Origin of the sequence: Brevundimonas sp. UBA2416, assembly GCF_002343105.1 — a bacterium.
In the GTDB taxonomy this organism is placed as follows: domain Bacteria; phylum Pseudomonadota; class Alphaproteobacteria; order Caulobacterales; family Caulobacteraceae; genus Brevundimonas.
On the sequence record NZ_DDRM01000009.1, the window covers coordinates 37768 to 50167 of the forward strand.

The following is a 12400-nucleotide window of genomic DNA, read 5'->3' on the forward strand; positions in this document are numbered from 1 at the left end:
GCATGCCATGCAAGCGCTCTACCAGCTGAGCTAAAGCCCCAATCGTCAGGCCTGTCGGCCTTTCGGTCGGATCGCTTGGGGGCCGGGAGGCCCTGCTGCGAGGCGGCGGAACCTATGTCAGGGCCTGATCGCGATCAAGCCCGTATCCGCCATTTATTTTCGCCCCCGCCGAACCGCTGAAAAGCCGCCCGGCGGAGGTTGGAAAATGCCCTATTCGTCTTCCTTGGGCGTGAGGATTTCGTCCTCGAAGCCATCGTCGTCCTCGTCCTCGATGAAGGGGACGGAATCGTCGTCATCATCAGCCAGGACGTCGTCGTCCTCGACCGCCTCGCCCATGCCGGGCTCTTCGGTCGGATCGACGGGGGCGTCGTCGTCGTCGTCCGGCGTCAGGATGGGCTCGTGGCCTTCCTGATCGATTTCGGGCGTTGCGACCGCTTCTTCTTCCTCGTCCTCGTCGCCGTCGACCTTCTTGTCCTTGACCTGATCTTCATCAGCGTCGTCGGCCGGGTAGCCGGCCGGACGGCCGCGGCGGTTGCGCAGCTTCAGCGCCTCCTCCGGATCGAAGTCGGTCGAGCATTTGGGGCAGTGGGCGGGGCGACGGCCCAGGTCGTAGAATTTGGCCTGGCAGTTCGGGCAGACCTGCTTCTGGCCCAGTTCGGGTTTGGCCACGGTGGAAAGACCTTTGGCGGGAGTGGGGAAATGGGGCGGCTCCCTTGCCACCCCCTGACGCCGCTGTCAAAAGCCATCTCCGCGCGTCCGCCCCTGCAGAGCCTTTCCGGAGACCGCCGGGTGTCGATTCCCGCCCATCTGACCGCCCGCCGCAGCCCCCCGCTGTCCGGCCGGGTGCGGGCGCCGGGCGACAAGTCGATCTCCCACCGCGCCCTGATCCTGGGGGCCATGGCGACCGGCGTCACCGAGATCGAGGGCCTGCTTGAAGGCGACGACATCCTGGCCACGGCGCGGGCAGTCGAGGCCTTCGGCGCGACGGTCGAGCGGCAGGGTGAAGGGCGCTGCCGGGTGACGGGACAGGGCGGTTTCCGGCAACCGGCGGGCGTCATCGACTGCGGTAATGCCGGGACCGGCGTGCGGCTGCTGATGGGGGCGGCGGCGGGCTACGCCGTCACCACGACGTTTGATGGCGACGCGAGCTTGCGCAAACGGCCGATGAAGCGGGTGACGGGGCCGCTGGCCGGGATGGGCGCGCGGTTCGACTGGCAGACCATGGAGGACCGTTTGCCGGTCGCGGTCATCGGCGGCGGCCTGACCGCCATCGACTATGTCCAGACGGTCGCCTCGGCCCAGATCAAGTCGGCGATCCTGCTGGCCGGGCTCAACGCCGGGGGCGTCACCACGGTGACCGAGGCCGAGCCCAGCCGGGATCATACCGAGCGGATGCTGACGGCCTTCGGCGTCGAAGTCGGCGTCCTGCCGGTCGGCGATGGCAGGCGCGTCAGCCTTCAGGGCGGTCAGTGCCTGACCGGAACCGCCGTGGCCGTTCCCGGCGACCCGTCCTCGGCGGCCTTTCCGCTGGCGGCGGGGCTGATCGTTCCCGGGTCTGAGGTCACGGTCGAGGGGGTGATGCTGAACCCGCTGCGCACGGGCCTGTTCGAGACATGGCGCGAGATGGGGGCCGACCTGACCGTCTCGAACCGCCGCATGGCCGGGGGCGAGGAGGTCGGCGACGTCACCGCGCGGCATTCGAAGCTGAAGGGCGTGATCGTGCCGCCGGAGCGGGCCGCCTCGATGATCGACGAGTATCCGGTGCTCGCCGCGACCGCCGCCTTCGCCGACGGGGCGACGGTGATGCGCGGCGTCGGCGAGATGCGGGTCAAGGAAAGCGACCGCATCGCCCTGATGGCGGCGGGCCTGACCGCCTGCGGCGTCCGGGTCGAGGAGGAGGCCGAGGGTTTCACCGTCTTCGGAGGGCCGGTGCGCGGCGGGGCGACGGTGACCACCCATGGCGACCACCGCATCGCCATGAGCCATCTGGTGCTTGGGTTGGCGGCGGATCAGGCGGTGACGGTGGACGAGCCGGCGATGATCGCGACGAGCTTTCCGGGCTTTGTGGAGTTGATGTCCGGTCTGGGTGCGGATATCGCGGCATCCGAATGACTGTAGCCCTCATCATCGCCGTCGACGGCCCCGCCGCCTCGGGCAAGGGCACCGTCGCCGCGCGACTGGCCGCGCTCTATGGGCTGCCGCACCTCGACACCGGACTGCTGTACCGCGCCGTTGGCGTCGGCGTGCTCGACGCGGGCGGTTCACTGGACGACGAGGCCGCGGCCGTGGCTGTCGCCCGCGCCCTGAAGGCCGAGAACCTGCACGACGCCGACCGGCTGACCAGTGGCGAGGCCGGCGAGGCCGCCAGCCGGGTGGCGGGCTATCCGGGCGTGCGGGCCGCTCTGCTGGAGTTCCAGCGCGCCTTTGCGGCCCAGCGGGGCGGGGCGGTGCTGGACGGGCGCGACATCGGCACGGTCATCGCGCCGGACGCCCCGGCCAAGCTGTTCATCACAGCGACGCCCGAGGTTCGCGCCCTGCGCCGCTGGAAACAGCTGACGGGCCGCGGCGACGCCATCGCCTATGAAGACATGCTGGCCGACATCATGCGCCGCGACGAACGGGACGCCGGCCGGGGCGCGGCCCCCATGGTGCAGGCGCAAGACGCCGTCTTGCTGGATACGACCGATATGGATATAGAGACCGCCTTCGATGCGGCCCGCCGTATCGTCGAGGCGGCGCGTGTCCGGCACGGTCTTCAGGGGCCCTAAGGCAAATCCAGCGCGTCATCCTCGGCTTCCGCGGGCGCCCTGGCTCATTCGCCTCGCATCCTGACGACCTGATTACCCTTTCACACTCACCTCGCGCGGGGCCGTCCGGCCGCGCGCCATAGCCGTTAGAAACCCAACCACTGCATGACTGACACCAGCTTCTCCCCCTCGCGCGACGATTTCGCCGCGCTGCTCGACGAAACCCTTCAGGGCCGTGACCTCGGCGAAGGCCAGGTCGTTCACGGCCGCGTCGTCGGCATCGAAAAGGACATCCTGATCATCGACGTCGGTCTGAAGACCGAAGGCCGCATCCCGGCCCGCGAGTTCGGCATCGGCGAAGGCGCCGTCATTCCGAAGCTCGGCGACAATGTCGAAGTCTACCTCGAGCGCGTCGAGAACGCCCTGGGTGAAGCCGTCATCAGCCGTGACAAGGCCCGCCGCGAAGAAGCCTGGACCCGTCTGGAAGTCGTGTTCGCCGAAGGCCACCCGGTCAACGGCGCCATCGTTGGCCGCGTCAAGGGCGGTTTCACCGTCGACCTCGGCGGCGCCTCGGCCTTCCTGCCGGGCTCGCAGGTTGACATCCGTCCCGTGCGCGACGTCGGCCCGCTGATGGGCAAGGAACAGCCCTTCGCCATCCTGAAAATGGACCGTCCGCGCGGCAATATCGTCGTCTCGCGTCGCGCCATCCTGGAAGAAGCCCGCGCCGAACAGCGCACCGAACTGGTCGGCCAACTGCTGGAAGGCGAAGTCCGCGAAGGCGTGGTCAAGAACATCACCGACTACGGCGCGTTCGTGGACTTGGGCGGCATCGACGGCCTGCTGCACGTCACCGACATGTCGTGGAAGCGCGTCTCGCACCCCTCGCAGGTCCTCGCCGTCGGCGACACCGTCAAGGTCCAGATCGTCAAGATCAACCCGGACACCCAGCGCATCAGCCTGGGCATGAAGCAGCTGCAGACCGATCCGTGGGACGGCGTCGAAGCCAAATACCCGGTCGGCGCCAAGATGACCGGCCGCATCACCAACATCACCGACTACGGCGCGTTTGTTGAGCTGGAAGCCGGCGTTGAAGGCCTGGTGCACGTCTCGGAAATGTCCTGGACCAAGAAGAACGTCCACCCGGGCAAGATCGTCTCGACCTCGCAGGAAGTCGATGTGGTCGTGCTGGATGTCGACGCCTCCAAGCGCCGCATCTCGCTGGGCCTCAAGCAGGCCCAGGACAATCCGTGGGACGCCTTCGTGGCCGCCAACCCGATCGGCTCGACCGTCGAGGGCGAGGTCAAGAACGCCACCGAGTTCGGCCTGTTCATCGGCCTGGACAACGACATCGACGGCATGGTGCACCTGTCCGACCTGGACTGGAACGTCTCCGGCGAGGAAGCCATCCAGCGCTATCGCAAGGGCGAGACCGTCAAGGCCAAGGTGCTGGACGTCGACGTCGAGAAGGAACGCGTCTCGCTCGGCATCAAGCAGCTGGGCGGCGATCCGATGGAAGGCGATGTCTTCAAGAAGGGCCAGCAGATCACCGTCACCGTGACGTCGATCGAGACCGGCGGCATCGAGGTCAAATTCGGTGAAGACGACGCCCCGGCGACCGCCTTTATCCGCAAGTCCGACCTGTCGCGCGATCGCGCCGAGCAGCGCACCGAGCGCTATTCGGTCGGCGACCGCGTCGACGCCATGGTCACCGGCATCGACAAGGCCTCGCGCCGCGTCTCGGTGTCGATCAAGGCCCTGGAAATGAAGGACGAGGCCTCGGCCATCGAACAGTTCGGTTCGTCCGACTCGGGCGCTTCGCTGGGCGACATCCTGGGCGCGGCCATGCGTGAGAAGGCGGCGTCGAAGGAATAGTCTCCTTCGTCATCGTGAGAACGATCAGGCGGCCGGAGCGATCCGGCCGCCTTTTTCGTTGTCCGGGGCCGTACCACATTGACGGTACGCACCGCGTTCGCGTCCGTTAACCGACATTTCCGTGGTGAATACGTCACGAGGCCTTTTTCCCCCGACAGGTGAAGGCTAGGGTGGGGTTGCATCCTGCGTTCGGATGCGCCCGTATGCGTCCGGAACGCACGAAACAGGGCGGGGGCCTGACCATATGATCAAGTCAGAGCTGATCGAGAAGCTCGCAGCCGAGAACACCCACCTGACCCATGCCGAGGTCGAGCGGGTGGTCAATATCGTCCTTGGGCGAATGGTGGATTCGCTGGGTGACGGCGGTCGCGTCGAGCTTCGCGGCTTCGGCGCCTTTTCCGTACGGGGCCGCCCGGCGCGGGCCGGGCGCAATCCGCGGACCGGCGAAACCGTCGACGTGCCCGCCAAGGCGGTGCCCTTCTTCAAGAGCGGCAAGGAGCTGCGCGAGCGGCTGAACGCCGGGGACGCCTGACGCCATGGGAATGATCGCCGAGTTCAAGGACTTCATTTCGCGCGGCAACGTTATCGATCTGGCGGTTGGCGTCATCATCGGCGCGTCGTTTGGAAAGATCGTCACCAGCCTGGTTGAACAGGTGGTCATGCCGCCGATCGGCCTGCTGCTCGGCCGCGTCGATTTCTCCAACCTGAAATGGGTGCTGTCGCCCGAGGATCCGGCGACCGTGGCCATCGAGGAAGTGGCCATCCAGTACGGCGCCTTCATCAACACCCTGATTCAGTTCGTCATTGTCGCCTTCGTCATCTTTCTGATGGTCAAGGCGATCAACAAGATGCGCCGCGAGAAGGCGGCCGAGCCGGAGGCTCCGGCGGCGCCGACCGCGACCGAGGCCCTGCTGGCCGAGATCCGCGACGAACTGAGGGCCCGGCCGAAGGGCTAGACCCCCCTCACGCTGCGGAAGTCGCCATCTGTTGCTCTGCGGGTGCGCGAACGGCCGCGTCGGCCCTGGCGGGCACGGGTCTCAGACACATGGCGTAGTCGCCGTCGTAGGGGGTCGGCGACCACAGGGCCGGATCAGGACCGCCGGGCGCGAACCGCACATGGCAATGCCCCCAGCCGCCCTCGCGCCGCGTGCCCCGGGCGTGGTCGCCCAGCCGTTCCAGCAGATGCGGGCTGACCATCTGGATACGCAGCTTGGCGGCGCCCATCCGGCGGGCGCTGTCCTTCAGGGCGTCCATCAGGGCGGGAATGGCCGTGACGTCGTCGGCGAGCGCCTCGAGATCGAGGATTTCCAGAACCGGTGGCTCGAGAATGTTGGACTTGGCCATCATGGCCATGGCGTAGCCGGTGATTCCGGCCCCCCGGTTGAAGGCGAGCACCAGCGGCGGATCGGTCAGGTCGGGGTCGGCCAACCGCCAGCGGAGAATCTCGGGGCTGCGGTCGGCCAGCAGCCGGCCTTCGGCGCGCAGGGCCGCCCAGAATGCGGCATACCTCGATTGATCCCGGAAATCGCTGAGCACCGTCACGCCCTGCGGCAAGTCCAGGCGGGGCTTCGCCGACAGGCGGCGGTTCAGCAGCCGTTCGCCCCAGCGGGACACGATGTCGGGCGCCAGCCGGTAGGCGGCCCGGTAAAACCGGCCGCCGGCCAGCGTCAGCGGATTTATGATCCAGCTCAGTTTCAGCGCATGGGTCGGCTCGGGCCAGGGGCTCATGCCGTGGCGGACGTACAGGGGTTGGGACCTTGGATTGGCGTTGAAGACGTAGGCGGCGAACATGCCCGGCTGGCGGGCGAAGTCGCCGAGCAATTGCGTGCTGGCCCCGCGAACCGGCGGGGTCACGATGATCGAGAAGCCCGTCGCGCCATGCAGCGACTGATCGTTCAGCCAGAATCGCTGGACCAGATTGCCGACATGTCCGGCCGGCTGGCCGTCCGGACCGTCGACGACCCAGCCCGCGGGCGCGCCCGCGCTGATGCGCGCCGGATTGGCGTGCATCCATCGCCACCCGTCCAACGACCTCTGGGGCCAACCCACATGGCGGTGCAACGCCTGGAGAGCGGGAAAGTCCGTTTCGGTAGTTGGACGGCTGGGCATGGCAGGCGGATGTCTCATTGTGAGGCGAACCCCGCCCCATGAAGCCTGACACAGCAGCAGTCGGGCCATTCAGACACGAAGACGTCACCCCCTGATTCCGGTTTGACTCACGGGCGATTTGGAACAAAGAGTGAACAATCTGATCTCCGGACCTCCATGACCCCTGCTCGCGCGCTCTCGTCAGACGTCTATCCCGAGCGGCCCGCGCCGCTGGAAGAGGCGTGCGCGGCAGAGCCCCGCGACATGGCGGCCCTGCTACTGTTCGCCCTGTCGCGGCGGATCGGGGACGACCGGCGGCCGGTTCTGGTGACCGCGCCGCGGGTTTGGTTCGCGGAGTATGGACGGCCGTACGGACCGGGTGCGGCGGGCGTTCCGCTGATCCTGGCCCCGACCACGACGGCGGCCGAGGCGCTGTGGACCCTGGAACAGGCCCTGCGGTCGGGGGCCGTGGCCCTGGCGCTGGGGGCGGTGGACGGGGCGAGCTTGGCCCAGACGCGGCGGCTGGATTTCGCGGCGAAACAGGGCGAGGCGGTGGGGCTGATCCTGCCCCGTCGACTGGACGGACTTAGCGCGGCGCGGCGGCGCTGGCGCATCTCGACCTTCGAAAGCGCGACGGACCCCGACGATCCCCGGGCCCCCGGTCCGGCGCGGCTGATCGCCGAACTGGTTCGCGGCCGGGGCGAGCGGCCCGGCGCCTGGATGCTGGAGCAGGATGATGAGACGCATCGTCTCCGTCTGGCTGATCGACTGGCCGGTGACGGTCTGGCGGCGATCGGCCACGCGGGCGCGCCGTCCGGCCTCGCCGCCTGACCCCGCCCTTGATCCGCAGAACCCGTTCGCCCTGATCCTGAAGAACAGCCGGGGCGCGGCGATCCTGCACGCCCTCAATCCGGCCGCGCGCCGGGCCGGCCTGCGCCGGGGTCAGACCCAGGCCGACGCCCGGGCCATGATCCCGCAACTGATCTGCAAGCCCGCCGACCCCGAGGCCGACGCCCGCGCCCTGACGGCGCTGGCCGTCTGGGCCGAGCGTTGGTCGCCGTCGGTCAGCCTCGATCCGGCAGGCGAGGGGCTGGAGGGTCTGTTCCTCGACGTCACGGGCGCCGCCCACCTGTTCGGTGGCGAAAAGGCCCTGCTGGCCCAGATCCGCGACCGGCTGGCGGAGGCCGGGATACCGGCCCGCACCGCCCTGGCCTCGACGCCCGGCGCAGCCTGGGCGCTGGCCCGCTGGGGCGAGGCGGGGGGCGAGGGGGCGATCGCGGACGAGGACACCGTCCGGGACCGACTGGCGCCCCTGCCGGTCGAGGCCCTGCGGATTGACGCGCACACGCTGGCGCAGGCGCGGCGGTTCGGGCTGAAGCGGATCGGCGACCTCTATCCCATGCCGCGGGCGGGGCTGGCGCGGCGGTTCCGCGACGGGGCGGGCGTGGGGCTGGTCCAGCGGCTGGATCAGGCCCTGGGGTTCGCGGGCGAGGCCCTGACGCCGGTGCGGCCGCCGCCGAAATACCGGGCGTGGCGGACCTGGATGGAGCCGGTCGAGGATATCGAGGGCGTGGCGGCGCGGCTGGCGGAACTGGCCGCCGACCTGTCCGCGCCGCTGGTGCGCGACGGGCAGGGGGCGAAGGCCCTGACCCTGACCGGCTTCCGGTCCGACGGCGGGACGACGCATTTGTCCGTGCGCATGGGCCGGCCGGGGCGGGACGCGGCCATCTGGCTGCGCCTGTTCCGCGAGGCGGGGCTGGGGCGGCTCGAACTGGGCTTCGGCCTCGACGCCCTGATGCTGACCGCCGACGCCGTCGAGCTCATGACACCGCGGCAGGGCGCGCTGGAGAGCGAGGCGGAAGCGAAACAGGCCGAGAGCCTGGCCGCCCTGATCGACCGGCTGACGGCGCGGCTGGGCGAGGACCGGGTGCTGACGCCCGAGCCGGTGGACAGCTGGATTCCGGAGCGGGCCGAGCGGTGGCGGCCGGCGTTGGGGCGGTCGCCGGCGGCGGCGAACGGCGATGCGGGACGCCGCCCCATCCTGCTGCTTGATCCGCCGGAGCCGGTGGAGGCCATCGCCGAACTGCCCGACGGCGCCCCGGCCCGCTTCACCTGGCGCAGGCTGTCGCGGCGGGTGACCCGCGCCGACGGGCCCGAACGGCTGTCGCCCGAATGGTGGCGGCCCCGGCCGGACGACCGGCAGGTGCGCACGCGCGACTACTATCGCGTCGAGGATGACGCGGGCGGGCGCTACTGGCTGTTCCGGGAAGGGCTTTATGGCCGCGAGTTTTCCGGCGCGGCGGAGGAGCGGGCGCCGTCGTGGTGGATGCACGGGGTGCTGCCGTGACCGGCTGGGACGGCCAGTATGCCGAGCTCGGGGCCATGACCAATTTCAGCTTTCTGGAGGGGGCGTCGCATCCCGGCGAGCTGATGATGCAGGCGAAATCGCTGGGGCTGGCCGCCGTCGGGGTGGCGGACCGCAATACGCTGGCGGGCATGGTGCGGGCGCTGATGGGGGCGGAGGACGTTGACCTCCCGCTGGTCGTCGGGTCGCGGCTGGGCTTCACCGACGGGACGGAGCTGATCGTCTTTCCGCGCAACCGGGCTGCCTATGGCCGGCTGTGCCGGTTGCTGTCGCTGGGCAAGAGCGAGGCGGTGCCGCAGGCGGGCGCCGATCCCGAGGCCGACCGTATTGAAAAGGCCGAGACGCGGCTGACCTTCGAACAGGCCGTAGCCATGGGCGAAGGCATGATCGCGCTCGCCCCGGCGCCAGAGCAGCCCGATGGGGCGTTCGAGGCGCGGCTGGCGGCCTGGCGAAGGCGCTGGCCCGACGACCTGTATCTGGCGGCGGCACCGCTGTGGCGGGGCGACGACCGCAAGCGGCTGAACCGGCTGGCGGCGATGGCGCATCGCACGGGGGCGCCGATGATCGCCACCAACGCCGTGCTGTACCACCACCCCGACCGACGGACGCTGCAGGACGTCCTGACCTGCATCCGCGAGGGCACGACGATCGACAGGGCCGGACGGCGGCTGCAGGCCAATGCCGAACGGCATCTGAAGCCGCCGGCGCAGATGGCGCGGCTGTTCCGGGGGCATGAGGCGGCGCTGGCGCGGACCATGGCGGTGGCGCGGGCCTGCACCTTCTCGCTCAGGGAGCTAAGCTATCAGTACCCGGACGAACCGGTCCCGCCGGGCTATTCCGCCCAGGGCTGGCTGGCCCGGCTGACGCTCAAGGGCGCGCGGTCGCGCTGGCCCGGCGGCGTCCCGAAGGCGATCCGGGCGATCATCCTGAAGGAGCTCCGGCTGGTTCGGGAGCTGAAATACGCCCCCTATTTCCTGACCGTGAACGACATCGTCGCCTGGGCCCGCGCCCGGCCCGATCCGATCCTGTGCCAGGGGCGCGGCTCGGCGGCCAATTCGGTGATCTGTTTCTGTCTGGGGATCACCAATGTCGATCCCACCCGGCAGGAGGTGCTGATCGAGCGGTTCATCTCCTCGAACCGGTCCGAGCCGCCCGACATCGACGTCGATTTCGAGCACGAGCGGCGCGAGCAGGTGATGCAGTACGTCTATCAGCGCTACGGCCGCGACCGGACGGGGATTGTGGCGACCATCATCCACTACCGGCCGCGCTCGGCGATCCGCGACGTGGGCAAGGCCCTGGGGCTGACCGAGGACGTCACCGCCCGGATGGCCGACACGGTCTGGGGGTCATGGGGCTCGGAGGTGAAGGACGAGCACGTCGACCGGGCCGGGCTGAGCCGTGACGACGTGCGGATGAAACTGGCCCTCGAACTGACCGCTGAGCTGATCAAATTCCCCCGCCATCTGAGCCAGCACGTCGGCGGCTTTGTGCTCAGCCAGACGCCGCTGATCGAGATCGTGCCCATCGGCAATGCGGCCATGGCCGACCGGACCTTCATCGAATGGGACAAGGACGACATCGACTTCCTCAAGTTGATGAAGGTCGATGTGCTGGCGCTGGGCATGCTGACGGCGATGAAGCGGGCGTTCCGGATGATCGAGACCACCTACGGCCGGCCCCTGCCCGACACCGCGGCCGTGCCGGTCGAACGGCGCGGGGTCTATCGCATGCTGTGCCAAGCGGATTCGGTCGGGGTCTTCCAGGTCGAGAGCCGGGCGCAGATGTCGATGCTGCCGCGGCTGCGGCCGGTGGAGTTCTACGATCTGGTGGTCCAGGTCGCCATCGTCCGGCCCGGTCCGATCCAGGGGAAGATGGTGCACCCCTATCTGCAGCGGCGGCTGGAGCGGCGGACCCATGAGGCGCGGCACGGCGCGGGCAGCTACCACTTCTCCATGCCGGGCTCGGCCGCCGATCCGGACGAACTGGCCAATGTGCTGCGCAAGACCCTGGGCGTGCCCCTGTTCCAGGAACAGGCGATGAAGATCGCCATGGTCGCGGCCGAGTTCACCGGCGAGGAGGCCAACGGCCTGCGCCGGGCCATGGCCACCTTCCGGCACAACGACACGATCGGCAATTTCGAGGAGAAGATGGTCGGGCGGATGATCGCGCGCGGCTATGACGCCGATTTCGCGCAGAACTGTTTCAACCAGATCAAGGGCTTCGGCGAATACGGCTTCCCCGAGAGCCACGCCTGTTCCTTCGCCCATCTGGTCTATGTCTCGGCCTGGGTGAAGTGGCTGTATCCCGATGTCTTCGCGGCCTGTCTGCTGAACAGCCAGCCGATGGGCTTCTATGCCCCGGCCCAGATCGTCCGCGACGCGCGCGAACATGGCGTCGAGGTGCGGCACCCCGATGTCAACGCCAGCGACTGGGACGCCACCCTGGAGCCGCGCCCGCGCCGGCGGCGGCGGGCGCTGCGGCTGGGGATGCGGTCGATCGACGGGTTCAAGTCGGTCTGGGCCGAGGCGATCATGGAAGCCCGCGCCGACGGGCCGTTCGCCGATCTCGACGACCTGCGCCGCCGCGCCGCCCTGACGCCCCCGGCGCTGGACCGGCTGGCCGAGGCGGACGCATACGGCTCGCTCGACCTGACCCGTCGGCAGGGGGTGTGGGCGGCCAGGGGGTCGGCCCCGGCGTCGTCCGCGCCCCTGTTCGAGGCCATGGGGCTGAACGAGGCCGACGGCCGTCCGCCCGAGGCCCTGCCACTTCTGGCCGCGTCGGAGGAGGTGGTCGGCGACTACCAGACCATCCGCCTGTCGCTGAAGGGCCATCCGGTCGCCTTCCTGCGTGACCGGCTGACGGGCGTGGGGGCTCTGACGGCGAAGGCCTATCCGGGGCTGGCGAACGGCCGGCGCGTCGTGGTCGGCGGGGTGGTGCTGGTCCGCCAGCGGCCCGGCACGGCCAAGGGCGTCTGTTTCATGACCCTCGAGGACGAGACCGGCGTGGCCAATCTGGTCCTCTGGCCCGATGTGTTCGAGCGGTTCCGGCCTGTGGCGATGGGTGCCCGCATGGTGCTGGCGCGGGGCAAGGTCCAGACCGCCGAGGGCGTGACCCATCTGGTCGTCGACCATCTGGAGGACTGGACCCCGATGCTGGGCCAGCTGACCCCGGACGCCGCGCCGGGCTCAGGCCACGCGCCGGCGCGGGGACGCCATCCGCGGGATGTGCAGGTGCTGCCGGGGTCGCGGGATTTTCACTGAGGGAACCCGGTTCTTGTCATCCCGGACGCCGCGATGACAAGGCGTTCCATCGCCTCCCGTGGGAA

The 12400-nt window shown here is 69.5% G+C and carries 10 protein-coding genes; 8 read left to right on the top strand and 2 right to left on the bottom strand.

All coding sequences use genetic code 11. From position 1 onward, the window contains the following. Positions 1-210 precede the first annotated feature (210 nt). Positions 211-669, bottom strand: coding sequence for a TIGR02300 family protein (locus B3E43_RS02325; RefSeq protein ID WP_292026281.1), 459 nt, complete (start codon positions 667-669; stop codon positions 211-213). A gap of 126 nt (positions 670-795) precedes the next feature. On the opposite strand from B3E43_RS02325, the gene aroA reads away from it, so the two are divergent. The 5 genes from aroA (at position 796) to mscL (ending at position 5575) form a co-directional block, all read left to right on the top strand. Then, positions 796-2112: a 3-phosphoshikimate 1-carboxyvinyltransferase gene (gene aroA, locus B3E43_RS02330; RefSeq protein WP_292026386.1), complete on the top strand. Its 1317-nt coding sequence runs from the start codon at positions 796-798 to the stop codon at positions 2110-2112. Further along, positions 2109-2768: a (d)CMP kinase gene (gene cmk, locus B3E43_RS02335; RefSeq protein ID WP_292026282.1), complete on the top strand. Its 660-nt coding sequence runs from the start codon at positions 2109-2111 to the stop codon at positions 2766-2768. The genes aroA and cmk overlap by 4 nt, the downstream gene beginning before the upstream one ends. 144 nt (positions 2769-2912) lie before the next feature. Beyond that, entirely contained in the window at positions 2913-4619 is a 1707-nt protein-coding gene (rpsA, locus tag B3E43_RS02340) for a 30S ribosomal protein S1 (RefSeq protein WP_292026283.1), read from the top strand. Positions 4620-4863: 244 nt separating this feature from the next. Further along, the gene (locus tag B3E43_RS02345) at positions 4864-5151 is read left to right on the top strand and encodes an integration host factor subunit beta (protein WP_292026284.1); all 288 of its coding nucleotides are present in this window, start codon (positions 4864-4866) and stop codon (positions 5149-5151) included. Between the two features lie 4 nt (positions 5152-5155). After that, on the top strand, positions 5156-5575 hold the full coding sequence (mscL, locus tag B3E43_RS02350; protein ID WP_292026285.1) for a large-conductance mechanosensitive channel protein MscL: 420 nt from the start codon (positions 5156-5158) through the stop codon (positions 5573-5575). 7 nt (positions 5576-5582) lie between these two features. Here the strand turns inward: mscL and B3E43_RS02355 are convergent, their stop codons facing one another. Further along, positions 5583-6629, bottom strand: coding sequence for an N-acetyltransferase (locus B3E43_RS02355; protein ID WP_292026286.1), 1047 nt, complete (start codon positions 6627-6629; stop codon positions 5583-5585). A gap of 255 nt (positions 6630-6884) precedes the next feature. Between B3E43_RS02355 and B3E43_RS02360 the strand changes: the two genes are divergently transcribed. Genes B3E43_RS02360 through B3E43_RS02370 form a run of 3 tightly spaced genes read left to right on the top strand, consistent with a single transcriptional unit; the run spans position 6885 to position 12335 of the window. Next, a complete protein-coding gene (locus tag B3E43_RS02360; protein ID WP_292026287.1) occupies positions 6885-7538 on the top strand; it encodes a hypothetical protein in 654 nt (217 codons plus the stop codon). Then, positions 7444-9054 (top strand): Y-family DNA polymerase, encoded by a 1611-nt coding sequence (locus tag B3E43_RS02365; protein ID WP_292026288.1) that lies wholly within the window; start codon positions 7444-7446, stop codon positions 9052-9054. The genes B3E43_RS02360 and B3E43_RS02365 overlap by 95 nt, the downstream gene beginning before the upstream one ends. Then, complete coding sequence (locus tag B3E43_RS02370) at positions 9051-12335, top strand: error-prone DNA polymerase (RefSeq protein WP_292026289.1); 3285 nt, start codon at positions 9051-9053, stop codon at positions 12333-12335. The genes B3E43_RS02365 and B3E43_RS02370 overlap by 4 nt, the downstream gene beginning before the upstream one ends. Positions 12336-12400 lie beyond the last annotated feature (65 nt).

Bases quoted from the DNA above. Each gene is read 5' to 3' on its own strand.
- rpsA (WP_292026283.1), top strand. From the start codon at position 2,913: ATGACTGACACCAGCTTCTCCCCCTCGCGCGACGATTTCGCCGCGCTG.
- B3E43_RS02345 (WP_292026284.1), top strand. From the start codon at position 4,864: ATGATCAAGTCAGAGCTGATCGAGAAGCTCGCAGCCGAGAACACCCAC.
- B3E43_RS02365 (WP_292026288.1), top strand. From the start codon at position 7,444: ATGAGACGCATCGTCTCCGTCTGGCTGATCGACTGGCCGGTGACGGTC.
- mscL (WP_292026285.1), top strand. From the start codon at position 5,156: ATGGGAATGATCGCCGAGTTCAAGGACTTCATTTCGCGCGGCAACGTT.
- B3E43_RS02360 (WP_292026287.1), top strand. From the start codon at position 6,885: ATGACCCCTGCTCGCGCGCTCTCGTCAGACGTCTATCCCGAGCGGCCC.
- B3E43_RS02355 (WP_292026286.1), bottom strand. From the start codon at position 6,629: ATGCACGCCAATCCGGCGCGCATCAGCGCGGGCGCGCCCGCGGGCTGG.
- cmk (WP_292026282.1), top strand. From the start codon at position 2,109: ATGACTGTAGCCCTCATCATCGCCGTCGACGGCCCCGCCGCCTCGGGC.